21 protein-coding genes and 1 pseudogene are annotated in these 19,288 nt (G+C 70.8%); 7 read left to right on the plus strand and 15 right to left on the minus strand.

From position 1 onward, the window contains the following. Both ACK4YQ_RS13775 and ACK4YQ_RS13780 read left to right on the plus strand, forming a co-directional pair. A pseudogene (locus ACK4YQ_RS13775) lies at positions 1 to 265 on the plus strand (hypothetical protein); the annotation flags it as partial. 11 nt (positions 266 to 276) lie between these two features. After that, a complete protein-coding gene (locus ACK4YQ_RS13780; protein ID WP_409611994.1) occupies positions 277 to 1,374 on the plus strand; it encodes a DUF2336 domain-containing protein in 1,098 nt (365 codons plus the stop codon). Between the two features lie 26 nt (positions 1,375 to 1,400). Here ACK4YQ_RS13780 and ACK4YQ_RS13785 read toward each other — a convergent pair whose 3' ends face one another. The 6 genes from ACK4YQ_RS13785 to ACK4YQ_RS13810 form a co-directional block, all read right to left on the minus strand. Beyond that, a complete protein-coding gene (locus tag ACK4YQ_RS13785; protein ID WP_409611995.1) occupies positions 1,401 to 2,783 on the minus strand; it encodes a hypothetical protein in 1,383 nt (460 codons plus the stop codon). 196 nt (positions 2,784 to 2,979) lie between these two features. After that, positions 2,980 to 3,723, minus strand: coding sequence for a pseudouridine synthase (locus ACK4YQ_RS13790; protein ID WP_409611996.1), 744 nt, complete (start codon positions 3,721 to 3,723; stop codon positions 2,980 to 2,982). Next, entirely contained in the window at positions 3,720 to 4,622 is a 903-nt protein-coding gene (locus tag ACK4YQ_RS13795) for a class I SAM-dependent methyltransferase (protein WP_409611997.1), read from the minus strand. The genes ACK4YQ_RS13790 and ACK4YQ_RS13795 overlap by 4 nt, the downstream gene beginning before the upstream one ends. Before the next feature lie 4 nt (positions 4,623 to 4,626). Then, positions 4,627 to 6,225: a peptide chain release factor 3 gene (locus ACK4YQ_RS13800; protein ID WP_409611998.1), complete on the minus strand. Its 1,599-nt coding sequence runs from the start codon at positions 6,223 to 6,225 to the stop codon at positions 4,627 to 4,629. Positions 6,226 to 6,285: 60 nt separating this feature from the next. Continuing rightward, the gene (locus tag ACK4YQ_RS13805; RefSeq protein WP_409611999.1) at positions 6,286 to 6,666 is read right to left on the minus strand and encodes a hypothetical protein; all 381 of its coding nucleotides are present in this window, start codon (positions 6,664 to 6,666) and stop codon (positions 6,286 to 6,288) included. A gap of 92 nt (positions 6,667 to 6,758) precedes the next feature. Continuing rightward, positions 6,759 to 7,091, minus strand: coding sequence for a DUF1491 family protein (locus ACK4YQ_RS13810; protein WP_409612000.1), 333 nt, complete (start codon positions 7,089 to 7,091; stop codon positions 6,759 to 6,761). A 128-nt stretch (positions 7,092 to 7,219) separates the two neighbouring features. Between ACK4YQ_RS13810 and ACK4YQ_RS13815 the strand changes: the two genes are divergently transcribed. Continuing rightward, entirely contained in the window at positions 7,220 to 8,086 is an 867-nt protein-coding gene (locus ACK4YQ_RS13815) for a hypothetical protein (RefSeq protein WP_409612001.1), read from the plus strand. On the opposite strand, the gene ACK4YQ_RS13820 is transcribed toward ACK4YQ_RS13815, so the two are convergent. Then, positions 8,083 to 9,765 carry a sensor histidine kinase gene (locus ACK4YQ_RS13820; RefSeq protein WP_409612002.1) on the minus strand — a complete coding sequence of 561 codons (1,683 nt, stop codon included), beginning with the start codon at positions 9,763 to 9,765 and terminating at the stop codon, positions 8,083 to 8,085. The genes ACK4YQ_RS13815 and ACK4YQ_RS13820 overlap by 4 nt on opposite strands. Before the next feature lie 177 nt (positions 9,766 to 9,942). Here ACK4YQ_RS13820 and ACK4YQ_RS13825 point away from each other — a divergent pair, with 177 nt between their 5' ends. Further along, positions 9,943 to 10,722: a sensor histidine kinase gene (locus ACK4YQ_RS13825; RefSeq protein ID WP_409612003.1), complete on the plus strand. Its 780-nt coding sequence runs from the start codon at positions 9,943 to 9,945 to the stop codon at positions 10,720 to 10,722. A gap of 45 nt (positions 10,723 to 10,767) precedes the next feature. Continuing rightward, complete coding sequence (locus ACK4YQ_RS13830; RefSeq protein WP_409612004.1) at positions 10,768 to 11,190, plus strand: SufE family protein; 423 nt, start codon at positions 10,768 to 10,770, stop codon at positions 11,188 to 11,190. Between the two features lie 19 nt (positions 11,191 to 11,209). Here the strand turns inward: ACK4YQ_RS13830 and ACK4YQ_RS13835 are convergent, their stop codons facing one another. The 4 genes from ACK4YQ_RS13835 to ACK4YQ_RS13850 form a co-directional block, all read right to left on the minus strand. After that, a complete protein-coding gene (locus ACK4YQ_RS13835; protein ID WP_409612005.1) occupies positions 11,210 to 11,695 on the minus strand; it encodes a PAS domain-containing protein in 486 nt (161 codons plus the stop codon). Positions 11,696 to 11,866: 171 nt separating this feature from the next. Next, the gene (locus ACK4YQ_RS13840; protein WP_409612006.1) at positions 11,867 to 12,286 is read right to left on the minus strand and encodes a MucR family transcriptional regulator; all 420 of its coding nucleotides are present in this window, start codon (positions 12,284 to 12,286) and stop codon (positions 11,867 to 11,869) included. 239 nt (positions 12,287 to 12,525) lie between these two features. Continuing rightward, positions 12,526 to 13,743 carry a DUF2336 domain-containing protein gene (locus ACK4YQ_RS13845; RefSeq protein WP_409612007.1) on the minus strand — a complete coding sequence of 406 codons (1,218 nt, stop codon included), beginning with the start codon at positions 13,741 to 13,743 and terminating at the stop codon, positions 12,526 to 12,528. Between the two features lie 93 nt (positions 13,744 to 13,836). Beyond that, a complete protein-coding gene (locus ACK4YQ_RS13850) occupies positions 13,837 to 14,721 on the minus strand; it encodes a crotonase/enoyl-CoA hydratase family protein (RefSeq protein WP_409612008.1) in 885 nt (294 codons plus the stop codon). A gap of 135 nt (positions 14,722 to 14,856) precedes the next feature. On the opposite strand from ACK4YQ_RS13850, the gene ACK4YQ_RS13855 reads away from it, so the two are divergent. Continuing rightward, complete coding sequence (locus ACK4YQ_RS13855) at positions 14,857 to 16,398, plus strand: acyl-CoA synthetase (RefSeq protein ID WP_409612009.1); 1,542 nt, start codon at positions 14,857 to 14,859, stop codon at positions 16,396 to 16,398. Between the two features lie 13 nt (positions 16,399 to 16,411). Here ACK4YQ_RS13855 and ACK4YQ_RS13860 read toward each other — a convergent pair whose 3' ends face one another. The 3 genes from ACK4YQ_RS13860 to ACK4YQ_RS13870 all read right to left on the minus strand — a co-directional run bounded on the left by ACK4YQ_RS13860 (position 16,412) and on the right by ACK4YQ_RS13870 (position 18,142). Then, a complete protein-coding gene (locus ACK4YQ_RS13860; protein WP_409612010.1) occupies positions 16,412 to 17,095 on the minus strand; it encodes a L,D-transpeptidase in 684 nt (227 codons plus the stop codon). Positions 17,096 to 17,223: 128 nt separating this feature from the next. Continuing rightward, a complete protein-coding gene (locus ACK4YQ_RS13865) occupies positions 17,224 to 17,526 on the minus strand; it encodes a hypothetical protein (RefSeq protein ID WP_409612011.1) in 303 nt (100 codons plus the stop codon). 202 nt (positions 17,527 to 17,728) lie between these two features. Beyond that, positions 17,729 to 18,142 carry a winged helix-turn-helix transcriptional regulator gene (locus ACK4YQ_RS13870; RefSeq protein ID WP_409612012.1) on the minus strand — a complete coding sequence of 138 codons (414 nt, stop codon included), beginning with the start codon at positions 18,140 to 18,142 and terminating at the stop codon, positions 17,729 to 17,731. A 99-nt stretch (positions 18,143 to 18,241) separates the two neighbouring features. On the opposite strand from ACK4YQ_RS13870, the gene ACK4YQ_RS13875 reads away from it, so the two are divergent. Continuing rightward, positions 18,242 to 18,823 carry an NADPH-dependent FMN reductase gene (locus ACK4YQ_RS13875; protein ID WP_409612013.1) on the plus strand — a complete coding sequence of 194 codons (582 nt, stop codon included), beginning with the start codon at positions 18,242 to 18,244 and terminating at the stop codon, positions 18,821 to 18,823. Positions 18,824 to 18,858: 35 nt separating this feature from the next. On the opposite strand, the gene ACK4YQ_RS13880 is transcribed toward ACK4YQ_RS13875, so the two are convergent. Then, on the minus strand, positions 18,859 to 19,284 hold the full coding sequence (locus tag ACK4YQ_RS13880) for a cupin domain-containing protein (RefSeq protein WP_409612014.1): 426 nt from the start codon (positions 19,282 to 19,284) through the stop codon (positions 18,859 to 18,861). Positions 19,285 to 19,288 lie beyond the last annotated feature (4 nt).

Consider the following 19,288-nt stretch of genomic DNA (forward strand, 5'->3'; position numbering starts at 1 on the left):
GCCGCAACCCGCCGCCCGCCCCATGGCCGCGCAGCCGGCGCCGGCCCAGCCGGTGCGCCTGGCCGCCAGCCCGCTGGCCGCGCCCCACGGCGGCGCGCCGACCCGCCTCTACTCGCTTCATCGCGAGTACGGCCTCGCGCCCGATCCGGCGCCCGCCGTGCCCGAGGGGACCCGCTATGTGCTGGTCGGCCCGCCGGACGGGGCGACGGCGCCCGCGGCGACCGATTCTTCCGCCGACGACGCCGAACAAGATCGTCCGTTCTGAGACGCAGGGACATGGAACGCAGCAAGCTTCACGACCTGATCGAACTTGCCCAGGAGCCCTCAAGCGAGCGGCGGCGCGAGCTGCTGCGCAGCGTCACGGACCTGTTCTTCGCCCATGACGAAGGTCCCAGCGGCATCGAGATGCAGCTCTATGACGACGTCATGAGCCAGCTCGCCGGCGAGATGGAGGAGGCGGTCCGCGCCGAACTCGCCCAGCGCCTCTCCACGGCGGGCGTCGCGCCCCAGGGCGTGCTGCGCGACCTGGCCCGTGATCCTTCCATCGCCGTCGCCGAGCCGGTGCTGACCGGTTCCAAGGCGCTGACCGAGGACGACCTGCTGATCGTGGCGCGCACCCGCGGCCAGGACCACCTGCGGGCCATTTCGCAGCGGCCCAGCGTCTCGGAGGCCCTGTCCGAAGCCATCGTGGAGCGGGGCGACGACGACACCCTCAACGTGCTGCTGCGCAACCAGGGCGCGGCGATGTCGCGCCAGACCCAGGAGATCGTGGTCGACCGCGCCGCCGAGAACCCCCTGCTGCACGAGGCGGTGGTCGCGCGTGAGAGCCTGCCGATCGACCTCCTGAACGAGATGTACTTCGTGGTCGAGGCCCAGCTCCGCGACCAGATCCTCAAGCGCAACGCCGAAATGGACCCGGCCGCGCTGGACGCCGCCCTCGCCGCCGGCCGCAAGAAGATGGCCGCCCGCGACGGCGCCCTTCCGCCGGACTTCGCCGAGGCCGAGCGCCAGATCCAGCTGCTGCGCGCCAAACGCGGAATCACCCCGGCGGTGCTGGCCGCCTTCCTGCGCAACCGCGAGACGACCAAGTTCCTGGTGGCCCTGGCCGAACTGGCCGAGATCGACTTCCACACGGCCCGCCGGATCCTGGAGCGGCGCGAGCTCGACGCCCTGTCGATCGTCTGCAAGGCGGCCGGCTTCGACCGTTCCCTTTACCTGACCTTCGCCGTGCTGATCCTGGACCGCGACGCCAACGCCATGGCCCGGGCGCGCGAATACGGCGAGCTCTACGAGAACCTGCCGCGCGAGGCGGCCCAGCGCACCATCCGCTTCTGGCGGCTGCGCCGCCAGACCGGCAAGGTGGCCGCGGCCTAGGCCGGAGCGACCCCGAAGTCGGGCGGCTAGACCGCCGTGCGCGGGGTCGGGAGCTGACCCCGCAGGCGCTCCAGGCCCTCGATGGCGATCAGGCTGAAGGAGCGCAGGCCTTCCTCGGCGAAAACGTCGAAGGCGGCGGTGAGCGCCACGGCGGCGGCGGCTCGTTCGCCGCGATCCTTGCCGGTGATCTCCATGCGCGCCTCGTACACCCGCGCGAGGTTGACCTGGGCCAGCGCCCAGCCGACCGGGTCCTGCCGGGCCTGGCGGGTGGACAGCTCGATCTTGAACGCCGCCTCGGCCGCGTCCAGGACGGCGAGGTCGCCGGTCAGCTCGGCCGAACGGGCCAGGCACAGGGCCCGGTTGCTGGCCGCCACAGCGCGCAGGGAAAGCGCGGGGGTGGTCTTGAAGACGTGGTTGGCGCGGTCGTAGCAGGTCACGGCCTGTTCGTAGGCGCGCGCGCTGGCGGTGGCGTCGCCCAGGGCCTGGAGGGCCTGGGCCAGGGCGACCTGGGTCTTGGCCCAGTCCAGGGGGCTGTGGTCGCGCGACAGATCGTCGATGACGCCGGCGATCTCCTGCACGCCGTCGGTGATCGCCTCGACCTCGCCGGTCGTCTCACCGAGCAGCGACAGGATCTGGCCCCGCAGGGCCGCCACGCGGGCGCAGGTCAGTGGTTCATAGGTTTCGTCCAGCCCGCCGAGGGCCGCGTCGGCCTCGTCGAGGGCCAGCCGCAGGAGGTCGCGGTCCTTGAGGCGCGCGCCCCATCCGGCCAGCAGGTCGGCGCGGATCACCCGCGCCTCGGCCACCAGCAGACGCGCGGCCGAGCAGCGGCGGACAAGGGCTTGAAGCGCGGCGATTGGGGCTGCGAAGCGGGCGGCGCACACCCGGGCGGCCTGGGCGTCGCCGCTCGCGAGCCGGCGGCGGCCCTCCACGGCGGCGAGGCCGACGTCGGCCAGGGGCGCGGCCAGGCCGCCGCGAGCCGCCGCGCGGGCTTCGCGGAAGGCGATCTCGGCCGCGGCGTTCAGGCCGTCGTCGCCGAAGTGCTCGGCGCCCAGCATGGCGCAGAACGCCTGCTCGCACCTTGCACGCGCCCATCCGTCGGGCCGGCGGTTGCGGTCGAAGGCGGCCGCGGCGGCTTCGGCGATGGCGGCGGCCTTTCGCAACGGCGCGGAATCGCCGCTGCGCCGGGCGATCTCTCGCCAGACGATGGCCGCCTCCAGGAGGCGCTGGGCCTTGTCCTTGGCGCTGATGCGCCCGGCGGCCACGTCGGCGGCCTTGCCCTCGTGCTGAAGCAGCCGAAGGTCGAGAAGCTCCAGGAGACCGGCGTCGCCGCCGGTCAGGCCGTCCTGGGCGGGGCGGAACGCGCCCTCTGCGCCGAACAGCCTGGCAAGCTCTCTACGAAACTCGAACATCTATGACCGCCCCCAAGGTCTTTGACGGATCGTCCCACAGCGGGACGTCCCGCGCAGGCTCCCCAGGGGCGTAGCAAAGCCGGAGCCGCGCGCTTTAACAAGTCATTAACCTTTACTTAAATTTGATTAAGAACTGGTCCGAGACTTGCATAACCTTAATAGAACCCTTGGCGCGCAAAGGTTTCGGGCCGCCCGATCAACCGACGGCGGCGAAGATGGAATCCTGCTCGGCGCCGGTCAGGATCCGCCAGGCGCCGGGCTCCAGATCGTCCGGCAGGGCGAGCGCGCCGATCCGATCGCGGCGCAGGGCGTTCACATGGTTGCCGACCGCGGCGAACATGCGTCGCACCTGGTGGTAGCGTCCCTCGGTGATGGTCAGGCGCGCCAGGTTCGGGCCCAGCGTCTCGAGCACCGCCGGCTCAAGGGGATCGGACTCCCCCTCCAGCATCAGTCCGCCCGAGGCGAAGACCGCGGCCTCGTCGCCGCGCAGGGGCCGGTCAAGCGTCGCCACATACCGCTTGGGCACATGGCTGCGCGGCGAGATCACCCGGTGCAGGAACGGCCCGTCGTCGGTGACGAGGAGCAGGCCCGAGGTCTCCTTGTCCAGGCGGCCGACGGTGGAAAGGCCCGGTTCGCGGGCGCGCCAGCGACGAGGCAGGAGTTCGTAGACGCTTCGGCCCGCCTCGCGGTGGGAGCAGACTACGCCGAGCGGCTTGTGCATCATCAACGTCAGCGGCGCGGGCGGATCCAGCGGCCGTCCGGCCACGGTCATGTGGGCCGGCAGGTCGGGGCTCACCGGGATGCGCGCCCCCGCGTCCTTGAGCGCAACGCCGTCCAGCACCACCGCGCCGTCGCGCACCAGGGCGGCGACCTCGCGCCGCGACCCGTAGCCGAGATTGGCCAGCAGGCGGTCGAGCCGGGCCGTGATCGGCTTGCTCATCGCCGCGCCTCATAGACCTTGAATCCCCCCGTCTCCGCCACCAGGCGGACAGCGGCGAAGGCCTCGGCCAGGGCGGCCTCATAGGGAAGGTGGCGGTTGGCCACCAGCCAGCAGACCCCGCCCTTGCGCAGGGCGGCCGCGGCGGCGGCGATGAAGGCCTGGCCCAGGGCGCGGTCCTCGCGCCCGCCGTCATGGAACGGCGGGTTCATCACCACGAAGTCCAGGTCCTGGAGCCGGAGGTTGCGGACATCGGCCCAGAGCACGGCGGCGCGAGGATCATCGACGTTGCGCCTCGCCGCCTCCACCGCCCGGCGGTCCAGTTCGACCAGCGTCAGGCTCGTCACCTGCTCGGAGGCGAGGATCGCATGGGCCAGCACCCCCAGGCCGGCGCCCAAGTCGGCGCCCCGCCCGGCCAGGCGCGGCAGGCGCTGCAGGAGCAGCGCCGAGCCGGCGTCGATCCTGTCCCAACTGAACACGCCCGGCTGGGTCCAGAGGCCAAGGCCGGGATGCAGCCGGGGCCCGCCCTCGGCGATGGCCGCGGCCAGGCCTTCAGGGGCCTCCGGCCGCACGGCCAAGCAGATGCGATGGTGGCGGCGGGCGGTCTCCGCCGGGGCGCAGCCGAACGCCTCCAGCTCGCGCTTGAGCCGCGAGCCGCCCCGGTCCTTGGGCGCCAGGGCCTCAATGCGCCCGCCGGGACGCAGGGCCCGCAGCGCCTGGGCGAGCACATAGCGGCGCTCCACCGCGCCCGGCGGCGCATAGACGACGAAGGCGTCGAGGCCGCCGTCGGCCAGGTCCTCGATCGCCGCGGCCCCCGGGATCAGCGGCGAGCACTGGACGGCGTCGACCGCCGGCTCCGCCAGCTCCCGCGGCGGCGCGCCATAGAGGCCGCTTGCCGCCACCGGCCTAAGCCCGCTCCTTGGTCCGCTCGAAGCGCACCTTGGGATAGCGCTCGCCGACGTAGCCGATCTCCCAGGCCGACTTGGCGAGGAACACGGGCTGTTCGTCGATGTCGGTGGCCATGGCGGTCTTGTGCTTGGACGCGAAGTCCTCGAGGTCGGCCTTCTCGCCGACGATCCAGCGGGCTTCGGCGTAGGGGCTCGGCTCGAAGATCACCTCGAGCTGGTATTCGTTGGCGAGCCGGTCGGCCATGACCTCGAACTGCAGTTGGCCCACCGCGCCGACGATGAAGTCCGAGCCGATGTCGGGGCGGAACAGCTGGGTCACCCCCTCCTCGGCCAGGCCTTCGAGCGCCTTCTTCAGGTGCTTGGCCTTGAGCGGGTCCTTGACCCGGACGCGCTGCAGGATCTCCGGGGCGAAGTTGGGCAGGCCCGCGAAGCGAAGGGTTCCGCTCTCGGACAGGCTGTCGCCCACCCGCAGCACGCCGTGGTTGGGGATGCCGATGACGTCTCCGGCATAGGCTTCCTCCGCCAGTTCGCGGTCGGAGGCGAAGAACATGATCGGGGCGTTGACGCTGAGCTGGCGGGCCGTGTTCTGCACCTTCAGCTTCATGCCGCGGGTGAAGCGGCCCGAGCACAGCTTGAGGAAGGCGATGCGGTCGCGGTGGTTGGGGTCCATGTTCGCCTGGACCTTGAAGACGAAGCCGGAGACCTCCGGATCGCCCGGGGCGACGTGGGTCGGCTCGCCGCCCTTGACCGCCGCCACCGCCTTGGGCGGAGGGGCGTAGGCGCCCAGCCCCGCCAGCAGCTCCTCCACGCCGAAGTGGCGCAGCGCCGAGCCGAAGAACACCGGCGTCATGTGGCCTTCCAGGAACGACTGCGGGTCGAAGGGCTTGGAAGCCTCCTGCACCAGCATGGCGCCTTCCTCGAGCTCGGCCTGCTCGTCGGGGTCGAGGTAGCTGACGACGGCGTTGCCATGGAAGGCGACCGGGGGCGGATGGCCCTCCTCGGCGTCCGAGCTCTTCTTGGCGAAGGGGGTGAAGAGGTCCTTGCGCAGGTCCAGCATGCCCTTGAAGCGGCCTCCCGAACCGGCGGGCCAGTAGAGCGGCGCCGGGTCCAGGGCCAGCTTGGCGGCGATCTCGTCGAGCAGGGCGAAGGGGTCCTGCGCCTCGCGGTCCATCTTGTTGATGAAGGTGACGATGGGGATGTCGCGCAGGCGGCAGACCTCGAACAGCTTCAGGGTCTGGGGCTCGATGCCCTTGGCCGCGTCCAGCACCATCACCGCCGCGTCGGCGGCCGTGAGCGTGCGGTAGGTGTCTTCCGAGAAGTCTTCGTGCCCCGGCGTGTCCAGCAGGTTGAACATCAGCCCGTCGTGATCGAAGGTCATCACGCTGGCCGAGACCGAGATCCCGCGCTCGCGCTCGATCTTCATCCAGTCCGACCGGGTGCGGCGGTTCTCGCCCCGGGCCCGCACCGCGCCGGCCGCGCGGATCGCCCCGCCGGCCAGCAGCAGGTTCTCCGTCAGGGTCGTCTTGCCCGCGTCGGGGTGGGAGATGATGGCGAAGGTGCGCCGGCGGGCGGCCTCGGCGGCGGGAGAGGTGCTCATGGGGCGGGCGATAGCGCGCGCCGCCCCGCGTGGCAAACGGCCAGGCGGCTCGCGACCGTCCTAGGCGGCGAGCCGGCGCCAAACCTCGCGGTCGGCGGCCTTCAGATCCAGGTCCCCCTCACGCTGGCGGCGGAGGAGCTGGGCCATGACGTGCGGCCCGAGCGTCATGTAGCGCACCGTCACCTCCTCGGGGGAACAGCCGACGGCGGGGGCCACGAACAGGGCGGCGTTGATCCCCTCGGCCTTGGCCGAGATCAGCGCGGCCAGCCGCAGGGCGCGGTCGCGGTGGCTGGCGTGCAGAAGCGGACGTTCGGCGTAGAGTTCCTGTCCCATCCGGGTGACGTCGCCGACGCTGAGGGCGCGGAACCGCTGGGCGCCCTTGCGCGGCGCCAGGCGCAGCTCGTCCAGGTCCAGCACGACGTCGTTCAACAGGAAAAGCATCGGCCGGCCGCACGCTCACGTTGTTCAGAAGGTGGCCGCAACAATGACGCGCCAGCCTTGCGACGCGGTTCACGAAGGCGGTGAATCCCAGGCTAACCCTGTTCCACGGGCTCGGTGAGGAAATGTCGGCCGTCCCGGTCCTCGATCTCCACGACCCAGAGGTCCGGGTCGATCCGAGCGGCGCGCTCGATGTAGCGGTCGAGGTCCGGCTCGTCGATCGAGCCCTTGGGCTGCATCCACACCTGCTCGCCGTCGCCGCGGGTGGCTTCGGCATAGAGCCGGGCGACGCCGTTGCGCCGGTCGAGCACCTTGACCAGCACCGCGCCGGCGCGCGCATCGCCCTTGCGCGCCACCACGGCGAAACCGCCGCCCAGCTCCACGCGCCGGATCAGGGCGGCGACCCAGATGTCGGTGGAGAGCATCATGCGCGGGCGAGATTCCGATAACCGAACGGCAAGGCCGACCTTCTAGCATTGGATCGGGTCGGTTCGACCATACGAGAAAAGTCCGAAGCATGACGAGCGCCCGAAAGACGGCGCCGGCGGCTCGATGGATGGGGTGGCTGATAGGCGCGGCCGCGGTGGTCGCGCCCGCGGCGGCGGCGGCGGGGGCCGTCGACCTCTTCTATGAGCGTACGGTGATGATGGCGGCCGACGCCCGATGCGGCCTGTTCGAGCCTGGCGTCGGCGCGGCGCTGGCCGCTGGGCAGGCTCAGGCGCGAGGCGCGGCCCTGCGCGGCGGCCTGGCCGAGCAGACGCTGGTCGACGTGGAACGCCGCGCCCGCGCCAAGGCCGCCGGCGACGCCTGCGACTCGCCCGATCTGACCCTGGCGGCCGACCGCGTGAAGTCGGCCTTTGAAGGCTTCGCCAAGGTCACGCGGATGGACTACCCGGGCGAGATCGCCGACTGGCGGGCCGATCGCGGCAGCGGCCGGTTCGCACGCTGGCGGCTGGCCCAGACCGTGGCGTTCGGCTGGGACAAGATGACCTTCGGCCTGGCCGGCTTCGAGGGCGCCGACGCCTTGATGGCGGTGGGCCAGTTCGCCGACGGCCAGACGCCTTACGCCGCGCGGCTCGTGATCCGCGACACGCGGCGCACCAGCGGCCCCTACCTGGACACCCGCGAGACCGATCCGCGCCGCCGCCCCGCTCTGGCCCGGCGCCTGCCGCCCGAAGGTCTGCGGACCTATCCGGCCGAGGCGCGCAGCGCGGCGGGCGCCGACCTGCTGCCCAAGGGCGCGAGCCACGGCTGGGCGTTCCGCTTCCCGGCCGAAGCCGCCGCCGCCATGGCCGCCCTGGACCCGCGCGAAGCGGTGGCGGTGGAGTTCGTGTTCGCCGGCGACCGGGACGAGGTGCGGCGCGCCTATGTGGAGGTCGGCGACTTCGCCGCGGGCCGGGCTTTCCTGAGGATCGCGCGCTAGCCGACGCCGCCGACCGGGCCGCCGCCGCCCGTGCGGTCCTCCACAGCCTCCGGGGCGATCACGGGCAGGCGCACGGCCACCGAGGTCCCCTCCCCCAGGGTGCTCTCGATGTTCATTTCCCCGCCGTGCAGCTCGGAGAAGGCGCGCACGAGCGACAGCCCGAGCCCGGTGCCCGCGGCCCTCTGGCCGAAGTCGCCCGCCTGCTCGTAGGGCCGGCCGATGCGCTGGAGGTCCTCGGGGCTGATGCCCACGCCGGTGTCGGTCACGGTCAGCTCCAGGACCTCCCCGCGCGGCTGCAGGGCGACGGTCACCGATCCGTCCTTGGGCGTGAACTTCAGGGCGTTGGAGATCAGGTTCAGGGCGATCTGCTTGAGGGCCCGGCGGTCGGCCGTGACCTCGATCGGCTCTCGCGGCAGGACCCCGCGCAGATGCACGCCGGCGCGGTCGGCCTGCCCCCGCATCAGGCGCAGCACGGCGCTGACGGCGTCGCGGGCGTCGAACGGCTCCAGCGCCAGCTCGAAGCGTTCGGCCTCGATCTTGGACATGTCGAGCACGTCGTTGATCAGCTCCAGGAGATGGGAGCCGGATTCGTGGATCAGCTCGGCGTACTCCCCGTACTTCTCGGGCAAGGGCCCGAAGAGCTGGGTTCGCATGATGTCCGAGAAGCCCATGATCGCGTTCAGCGGCGTGCGCAGTTCATGGCTCATGTTGGCAAGGAACCGGGACTTGCCGGCGTTCTGGGCGTCGGCCTCCTCGCGGGCGGCGAGCAGCTCGGCCTCGCGGGCGCGCTCGGCCCCGGCGTCGCGGATCGCGGCCACCAGCTGCTGCGGCCCGGTGCGGCGGATCGAGGCCACGAGCCAGGCCTCCGGCGCCCCCGCCGGGGCGAACCCGACCTCGGCCGCCCCCTCGGCCAGGGCGCGGCGCAGGGCGCCCTCCACCGCCGGCCGGGCCGCCGGCGCCGCCACCTGGGCGAGCGCGCGGTCGACCAGGGACGAGGGCGTGACGCCGACCGGGGCGTGACCGTAGACGCCGGTCACCTGGCGGCCCGCCTCCATCCACACCAGCAGGTGCGGCTGGTCGGCGAGCAGGCTGCGCAGGCGGGCTTCGGACGCGTCGCGGCGGCGGTCGCTGTCGACCATGTTCCGCTGCAGGGCGACCAGCCCGACGCCGAGGCCCGCGGCCGTGGTCGACAGCGACAGCAGACCCAGCCAGTAGGCGGCCACCGCCTTGGTCGGCTCCAGCCCCAGGAGCGGCGCGGCCAGGGCGCAGACGCCCACCGCCACGACCGAGGCGGCGGCGCCGAAGGCGAGCAGGTTCGCCCCGCCGATCGCCGCGGCGGCCGCAATGGGCGCCAGGCACCACGCCGCCAGCGGGCCGGCCACGCCGCCGGTCAGCAGCGCTGCGGCGGCTCCGCCGACGCTCCACACCCCGATGGCCAGGGCGCGGTCGAAGTCATGACGCGCCTGCATGGCCACCAGGCCGTAGATCGCGGGAATGGCTCCCACCACCAGGGCGGCGACGTCCAGCCGCGTCGCCCCTGCGTCGGGGAACAGCAGCAGGCGCGCGCCGACGCCCACCGCCGCCAGCCAGCCCACGTGCCACCAGAACAGCTCCGGGCGGCCGCGAACGGCGAACGGCGAGGTCTTGCGCGGTCGGCCCTGGTCGGCGGTCTGGGTCAAACGATCCGTGTTCGGTTCATGCAATGGGACTGCGGAGCTTATCGGCCGCCCGGGGCCGACGCGATTCTGCTCGCCCGCTGCGCGACCCGGCGCATTGCGGTCCGACTCGCTCCCGAAACGAAATTGTAAGCGCGATCCCTCACCCTCGCGATCCTGGAAGAGAAAGGCTCCCGCCCAATGCCTCAGGCGGTCCATGTCGCTCCCCCGGTCGAGTCCGACGATACGGACCGCCGGCGCCGCGCCGGCGAGCGCCGGGCCGCCGTGCTCGACGAGCGCATGCGCTCGTTCCTGCGCATGGTCAGCCATGAACTGCGCACTCCGCTCAACTCGATCCTCGGTTTCTCAGAGATCATCGCGTCCGAACTCTGCGGCCCGCTGGGGGCGCCGCAATACAAAGAGTACGCCGGAATCATCCGATCGAGCGGTCAGCGCCTGCTCAAACTGGTGAACCAGGTCCTGGAGATCGCCCGGCTGGAGGGCCGCGCCGCCGACCTGGACCTCAGTCCCGAGCCCCTGGACCACGCCCTGGACGACGCCCTGGACGGCCTGCGCGAAGACATCGCCGCCAACGCGGTGCGCATCGTCGTCAGCGACCGCGGCGCCCTGCCCTCGGTGATGGCCGACGCGCGAGGCCTTCGCACGGTGCTTTCCAACCTGATCCACAACGCCGTGATCTTCGGCCCGGACGGCGGAGAGGTGCGGATCGAGGCGCAGGTTGAGGACGGCTTCGTCGATGTCGCCGTGATCGACCAGGGCGAGGGCATCGATCCGGATGATGCGCCGCGCCTGCTGCGCCCCTTCGAGCAGGGGGAGAACGCCCTGGTGCGCCGGGCCGAAGGCGCGGGCCTGGGCCTGCCTATCGTGGACCTGCTGTGCCAGGCCATGGGCGGGCGGCTGCGCCTGGAAAACGGCGAGCACGGCGGCCTCAAGGCCGTGGCGCGGCTGCCCGCGGCCTAGGCGGCGGTTGCGTCCGCCCCCCCGCCCCCTTAAGTGCGGGCCTCAATGTCCACGATCGACGACGCTCTCGAAGACCTCTCCGCCGAGTTCGACCTGCTTGGCGACTGGGAGGAACGCTATCGCTACGTGATCGAACTCGGTCGCGACCTGGAGCCGCTGTCCGACGCCGAGCGCTCGGACGCCAACAAGGTGCGCGGCTGCGCCAGTCAGGTCTGGCTGGTCACCGAACCGCAGGTGGACGGCACGGTGCGGTTCCGCGGCGATTCCGACGCCCACATCGTGCGCGGCCTGATCGCCATTCTGCTGCGGCTGTTCTCGGGGCGCAGGCCGGCGGAGATCCAGGCGTTCGACGTGAAAGCCGCCTTCGACGCCCTGGGACTGTCCGGAGCGCTGTCCTCGCAGCGGTCCAACGGATTGGCCGCCATGGCCCAGCGCATCCGCCGCGACGCGGACGCCCTGGCCGCCTAGGCTTTCAGGAAGGCCCGGCTCAGGCGGCGCGAATGCCGCTGACCCCGCCGTGCAGGCCGATGACCGCGTCGTAGCCGAGGATCATGTCCACGTCGCTGCCGTTGGAGGCCAGCGGCAGGCGCATCCACAGCACCGACAGATGGCCGGCCCCGCGCCAGGCGAGGTTGTGCACGCCCACGGCCGGCTTGCGGCTTTCGATCACCTTGGTCAGTTCCCCCCGCCAGTATTCGGCGGCCGCGGTGTTGTAGACCTCGTCCAGGGTGCGCCCGGTGATCTCCCGGCCGTAGACCCCGTAGAGGCCGGTGCCGGCGAGGCGGATGCGGAAATCCAGGGGCTCCCGCGTCACGTCGATGAGGCTGACCGTCGGCAGGAGCCGCTTGAAGTCGCCCGGGTCGATGTCCCCACGCCCAGGCAAGCGCGAACCGTGCTTGAGGGAAGACCAGTAGCTGTACAGTTCCTCATGCGCGCGGGCGGCCGCCGCCGAGGCTCCGATCTGCGCCGCCATGTATTGAATCCTTAACAACCCCTGACAACCAGCCCGAATCACTTATCGCCTGATCCGCGAATCTGCGGCAAGTGCCAAACCGTCGCTGGGACCAAGAAAACCGTTAACGGGCGACCAAAAAAGCAAAACGCCCGCCGGGCGGCGGGCGTTCCGAATTCGGCGAGCGCCGGATCAGCGCTTCTTGCGGGGGGCCTGGCGGCCGCCCTGCCCCAGGCCCATCTGCTTGGCCAGGTCGGAGCGGGCTTTGGCGTAGTTCGGCGCCACCATCGGGTAGTCCTTCGGCAGGCCCCACTTGGCCCGGTACTCCTCGGGGCTCATGTTGTACTTGGTCCGCAGGTGGCGCTTCAGCGACTTGAACTTGCGGCCGTCCTCGAGGCAGACGAGGTAGTCGGGGGTGATCGAGCGGCGGACGGGAACGGCGGGTTCCTTCGGCGCGACTTCGGTCACCTCGGCGCCGGAGGTGATCCCGGAGAGGGCGCGATGGACGCTCTGGATCAGGCTCGGCAGATCAGCGGCGGAGACCGTATTGTTGCCGACATAGGCGGACACGATGTCCGCCGTCATCTCGATGACTTCTGTCTTTTCGTCCATTTCTCACAATCCGAGGGCGCATTCGCGCGGAATGGCAGAACTGATTCACTTGATCAGTTTCCGCGTCATTATATGTGACTCGAAGCAAGCACAAGCGCGTTTGAGCATTTTGCCCCAGCATCTAACTAACCGTCGTCAAGACAAGGCGTCATGCTTCATGTGGTTAGCGAAGCGCCGCACCCCAGTAAGGATCGCGTTCTACCTGCCGCGACGCAGGAACCGGAGTCTCAAGAATTGAGCTAGCGGCCAAACTCCCGCGCCAGGGCCAACATGGCGGCGCGTTGCGGCACGGAGTATTCGTCGATCGCCTCTTCGTCACCTTCGCGAATGGCTTTCAATAGCGCGGGCGTCAGGGCCGAGGACAAAGACCAGTTCCAGTAGCGCAGCACGGTCTGGGCCCGGTCGACCGCGATCATGTCATAGGTGATCAGCACCCGCTCCAGAGGCGCGGAGATCGCGCCGCTGGCGTCGGTCTCGGGACGGCGCAGCCCCCGCCACAGGGCCCGGAGCGCCGAGCGCGGCAGGCCGGTCGCCTTGCACAGGATGGCCAGGGGCTCGCCGCCGGGATCGGTGAAGATCTTCGCGCCGGTCATCGGCTTGAGGCCGGACAGGTAGGAGATCTCCTCGGCCACCTCGCGGGTCATCCCATCCTGGGCCGCGGCGACAGCGGCCTCCAGGCTGTCGAACGGGCTGCGCTCGAGGGCGGCGCGGTTGCGCTGGCGCCGCTCGATGAACTGCAGGGCCTTGCGCGACAGCGGATCTTGCCAGCCCTCCGCCGAGGCCAGCTGGAAGATGTCGCCGGCGGCTTCCTGCAGCACCTCGCGGGAGACCGCGAAGCGGGAGAGGATCGTGCGCCGCGCCTCGGCGTCGGCCCACCAGAACAGCACATAGGCGTGGGAGGGCCGCAGCTCCGGCCGCTTCAGCAGCACGCCCACCAGGCGCGGATCGCCGCGGGTGCTGGCGACCACCGCCTCCAGGCCGTCGTGGGACAGGCGCGCGCCCTCGTTGCGCAGCAGGCACTCGATGACCGGGGTCTCGCCGTAGCCGATCAGGGCGTCGGAGACGACCTCGCTGACCGTGCGGCGGATGGCGATAAGGCGGCGGTGCTCAAGCCCCGTCTCGCGGATGCAGTCGAGCAGGTCCGCGTCGCTGAGCGACTGACAATGCTCCAGAAGGGCGCCGGCGATCTCCACGTCGTCGCGCAGTAGGATCCGCACCAGGGTGGGCGGCGCCTCGGTGAGGTTGGCCAGGCGCCGGGCCACCTTGAGCCGGTCCTCGACCGCCGCCTCGCGCAGCATGTCGACCAGCACGTCGGCGGTCATCGCCCGCTCGAAGGCGTTGACTCGGCTGGACGGCAGGCAGACCACATCGGCCAGCCGCTTGAGAAGCGCCGAGCGCGCCCGGCGCTGGGGCGCCTCGCGGGGCGCGGCCGGTGGTGCTGAAAGGGTCTGGTTCATCGACTTGGGTCCCAGGGGACCACCGCGTCGTTAACCGTTTGTTGTCGGTCGCAGCCGGGCGGGGCGGGCCGGCCCGCCCGGCTGCGCCATCGGTCAGCTGAAGCTCGGCGCCTTCCAGTGCGGCCACAGGTCCGGCAGGTCGCTGGACACCTTGTTGGGGAAGGCCGGCGGGCGTTTTTCGAGGAACGAAGTCACCCCCTCGCGCGCGTCGGCCGAGGCGCCCCGCGACTGGATGCCGCGGCTGTCGGCCTGGTGCGCCCGCATGGGGTGCTCGGCGCCCAGGTTGCGCCAGATGAGCTGGCGCGTCACGGCCAGGGAGACGGGGGCGCAGTTGTCGGCCATTTCGCGGGCGAGCGCGCGGGCGGCGGGCAGAAGCTCGTCAGGGGCGTGCAGCGAGCGCACCAGCCCCTTGTCCAGCGCCTCCTGCGCCGGGAACACGCGGCCCGTGTAGCACCACTCCAGCGCCGTCTGCACGCCGACCAGCCGCGGCAGGAACCAGGAGGAGGCGGCTTCGGGATTGATACCCCGGCGGGCGAAGACGAAGCCGAACCGCGCTTCGGTCGAGGCCATGCGGATGTCCATGGCGAGTTGCATGGTCACGCCGATCCCCACCGCGGGGCCGTTGACCGCGCAGATCACCGGCTTGAGGCTGTCGAAGATGCGAAGAGTGACCAGGCCGCCGCCGTCTCGGTGCACGCCGTCCTGCTGGCGGGCCATCCGGTCTTCTTCGTCGCGCTTGTCGTAGTCGAAGGTCGAGCCGCCGGCGGCGAGGTCGGCGCCCGCGCAGAACCCGCGGCCGGCGCCCGTGACGATCACCACCTTCACCGAGTCGTCCGCGTCGGTGTGGTCGAAGGCGGCGATCATCTCCTTCATCATGGTGGTGTTGAAGGCGTTCAGGCGCTCGGGACGGTTCAGCGTCAGGGTGGCGATGGCGTCTTCCACCTCCAGCTTGATCGTCTCGAATGTCGGGGGGGTCATGGGCGTCTCCTCGTGGCTTTGCGCCATTCCCCCCGCTTGACGCACGTGAGGTCAAGTCCCGCTATTGGGGGCTGAACAACGATAACCCGGGGAGGACCGCAGCGCCCTGCGCGCCGGCGGCCAGAAGGAAGGTTCATGCATCCGGCCACGCACGCCAAGACCCATCCCGACCGCGCCGCCTACATCATGGCCGGCGGCGGCGAGACCGTGACCTACAGGCAACTGGACGAGCGCTCGAACCAGGGCGCTCACCTGTTCCGCTCGCTGGGGCTGAAGCCCGGCGACGTGATCGCCATCCTCCTCGACAACCATCCGCGCTACTTCGAGGTCGCCTGGGCGGCGCAGCGCTGCGGCCTCTACTACACCTGCATCTCCTCCAAGCTCTCGGCCGGCGAGATCGACTACATCGTCAAGGACTGCGAGGCCCAGGTGCTGATCACCTCGGCCGGCGTCGGCCCGGTGATCGATGAGCTGCCGCCGCTGCTCGGCGGCCTGAAGAAGCTCTACATGGTGGGCGAGGCGCGGGCGCCTTACGAGAGCTTCGAGGCGGCCCGGGCGGCCTTTCCGACGACGCCGATCGCCGACGAGACCGCCGGCACGGACATGCTCTATTCGTCGGGCACCACCGGACGGCCCAAGGGCATCAAGCCGCCGCTCACGGGCGGGCCGATCGACCAGCCGAATCCCCTGGCGATGATGGCCCAGGGCCTGTTCGGCTTCCGGCCGGACAGCGTCTACATCTCGCCCGCGCCGCTCTACCACGCCGCGCCGCTGCGCTGGACCATGGCCGTCCATCGGCTGGGCGGCACGGTGATCGTCATGGAGAAGTTCGACCCCGAGCGCACGCTCCAGCTCATCCAGGACTACAAGGTCGACACCGGCCAGTTCGTGCCGACCCACTTCGTGCGCATGCTGAAGCTGCCCGAAGAGGTCCGCGCCAAGTACGACGTCTCCTCGATGCGCTCGGCGGTTCACGCCGCCGCGCCCTGCCCCATCCCGGTGAAGGAGCAGATGATCGCCTGGTGGGGGCCGGTGCTGAACGAGTATTACGCCGGCAGCGAGGGCAACGGCTTCTGTTTCATCAACTCGACCGACTGGCTGACGCACAAGGGCTCGGTCGGACGCGCGGTGACCTCTCCCCTGCATATCTGCGGCGAGGACGGCGAGGAACTGCCGCCCCGCGCCGAAGGCGTCGTCTACTTCGCCAGCGAAGCGCCGCTGGCCTATCACAACGCCCCCGAGAAGGTTGCCGAGAGCACGAACCAGCACGGCTGGACCACCCTGGGCGACGTGGGCTGGGTGGACGAGGAGGGCTTCCTCTACCTGACCGACCGCAAGAGCTTCATGATCATTTCCGGCGGGGTGAACATCTATCCGCAGGAGTTGGAGAACCTGCTGATCACCCATCCCAAGGTCGCCGACGCGGCCGTGGTCGGCGCCCCCGACGAGGAGATGGGCGAAAAGGTCGTGGCGGTGGTCCAGCCGATGGAGGGGATCGAGGCTGACGAAGCCCTGCGCGCCGAGCTGGCGGCCTTCTGCCGGGCCAACATCAGCCATGTGAAGACGCCCAAGGTGATCGACTTCATGGAGGAGCTGCCGCGCCATCCGACGGGCAAGCTCTACAAGCGGCTGATCCGCGACGCCTACTGGGGCAAGTCGGAAAGCCGGATCGTCTAGGTCCGCCCCGGCCTCACCGCCCCCAGGCGGCGTCGGCGCGCACCGCGGCCACGTCGTCCGGCTCCGGCACGCCGGGCCGCTCGCGCCAGCCCGGATCGACGTCGGCGACGAGGGTCGGAAACACCTCGGCCAGGGAACGGACCTCCGGCAGCACGTAGACCACGCCGGTGGTCCCGGTGAAGCTCTTGCGCACGACGTCCTCGTAGAAGGCCGCCGAGACGTTGATGCAGCCGTAGCTGATGCGGTTGTCCTCGGCGGTGGGCGATTCCAGCCGCTCGAGGCGATGCTCCTCGGGGTTGCTGGTGACGACCGCGTGCAAGGAGATGGCCGTGTCGTAGTCCACCCAAAGCACCGGCTCGCCCTTCAGGCCGACGCCGTAGCCGGCGACGAAGCGGCCGGCCGGGGTGGTGCGATCGTCGGGGCCGATCTCCGACAGCGGGCGCTCGCCGACGCCCGGAACCGAGTCGTCTCCCCGGGTCATGCCCAGGAGCGCTGCGCCGACGCCGCGCAGCCGCCCGTGGCCGCCGAACACGAAGACCTGGGCGGCGACCTTGTCGACGATGACGAACGGCAGGCCGTGGTTGTCGTCGGTGCGCATCACCCAGGAGGCCACCTCGACCACCGGGTCGCCGGCAGGATCGAAGCCCTGCGCCGCGGCGGCCGGCGCGCCGAGATTCACGCCAACCCACGCAGCCAATGCGCCAAGCGCCATGCGCCAGCGACCGCGCATCACCATCACTCCTCAGCGGGCATCGTGGTTACGCTCATATCACATGGCGGGCGGAGATCCGCCGCAACGGCGACCGAACCTCCGCCCCGCAGGCGTCAGTTGCGCGGCTGACGGGCGGTCATGCGTTGCTCGATGCCGTCGATCCGCGAGTTGAGCTGGTCGATCCTCGCATTCGTCGAACTGGCGCTGCCGGCCGCCCCCTGGGCGGCGCTGTTGGCCGCGTCCGCGCGCTGGATGGCGTCCGTGGCCTTTGCGTCGACGGCGTTGATGCGACTGTTCAGCGTCGCGACCTGCTCATCCACATAGCCCCGCGTTGCGCAGGCGCTGAGCCCCAGGCCGGCGACGACAAGCGCGGCGGCCACTTTCGCGGTCCCGATACGGCTTTGCGTGCTGAACATTTCCCTCATCCTCTGTTTGACTTGGAAGTTTGACCACGCAGCTTCAAATCGCATGCAATCCTTGGGTCTCGACCGCCGGGCACGAGCGCCCGTCGGCCGTGCGTGGCCGGTCGGGTAAGCTGGACTGGTCGGTGAACGCGCACGCCCGTCGGGTGTTCCCATTGCGCGCAAGACAGCTGCGCTGAGCCCGGCGTTCGGCTCGCTAGTCGCCGGGCCTCATCCCATCGGCGCGCCGATCGAAGGCGGCCCGGGCGGCCTCGATCTCATCGAGGTGGTCGCGCGCCCAGTCTCCGAGCGCCAGGATGGGCACGCTCAGCGAGCGGCCGAGCTCGGTGAGCTCGTACTGCACCTGCGGCGGGTTGGCCGGCAGCACCGTCCGCAGCACCAGGCCGTCGCGCTCCAGCGACTTGAGCGTGCGCGTCAGCATCTGCTGCGAGACGCCTTCGATCCCGCGCCGGAGCTGGTTGAAGCGGCGGGGACCGCCGCGCAGGGTCATGATGACCAGCAGGGTCCACTTGTCGCCCAGGCGCGAGAGAACCGGCGCGAACCGGCGGCATTCTCCGAGCACGTGGACCACGCCTTCGATGGTCACCTGCATAGGACCTGGTCCGGCCATTCTGCCTCCTTGCGAAGCTTCGATGCGGTCTCATATCGTTGCCTGGTCACTATTTGTGACTTTATGGCGGGCCTCAAGGCCGATCGTGGAGTAGTCATCGTGTCGCTCAAGCTGAACATCATCGTCGCCAGCACCCGTCCCGGCCGCATTGGTCCGGCGATCGGAAACTGGCTGGCCGGCTTCGCCGCCGAGCATGGGCGTTTCGACACCGAACTGGTGGACCTGGACGACTTCAACCTGCCCCTGCTCGACGAGGCCGCGCACCCGATGATGCAGCAGTACACCAAGGACCACACCAAGGCCTGGGCCCAGAGCGTGGCCTCGGCCGACGCCTACGTCTTCGTCACCCCAGAGTACGACGGCTATCCGCCCGCCTCCCTGGTCAACGCGGTCCAGGTGGTGCTGAAGGAGTGGGGCCGCAAGGCCGCCGGCGTGGTCAGCTACGGCGGCGTCTCGGGTGGCCTGCGCGCCGCCCACATGCTGCGCCCGCTGGTGTCCACGGTGAACGTGCACCTGGTGCCCCAGGCCGTGCCCCTGCCGATGGTGTTCCAGCACCTGGACGGTGAAGGCGGCTTCACCCCGCCCCAGCCTACGATCGACGGGACCAAGGCGATGCTGGACGAGGTCCACGCCTGGGCCGGGGCGCTGAAGACCCTGCGGGACGGCAAGCCGGCCGGATGAAGCGCAATCCGCCGAAGCGGACACCGGTTCAGCCTCTAGGGCGCCCAGCCGGGCGGGGCCAACTCGAAGCCAGAGAAGTCGAAGCCAGGCGAGACGATGCAGGCCGCCAGGCTCCAGCCCCGCCCGCCCTCGGCGGCCTGCCATTCGCCGGGGCGCACCAGATGCTGCGGCGCCTGGCCGGCGAGGGGGTCCGGACCGATCACGGTCTCGACCGCGCCGCCTGCTCCGTCCTCGGCCGTGAACAGGCGAAGGGGCGCGCCCGCCTGGAACAGCCAGAGTTCGCCCGCGTCGACCCGATGCCAGTATGACCGGCGGCCGTCCTCCAGCAGGAACAGGATGGAGGTCGCCTGGGCCCGGCCGCCGGGCGCGAGGGGCGGCGAACGCCAGGTCTCGCGGTACCAGCCCCCCTCCGGATGCGGCTGCAGGCCGAGGGCCTCGATCATCTCCTGCGCAGAGCGCACGCCG

This window comes from Phenylobacterium sp. (assembly GCF_046291545.1).
Lineage (GTDB): Bacteria > Pseudomonadota > Alphaproteobacteria > Caulobacterales > Caulobacteraceae > Phenylobacterium.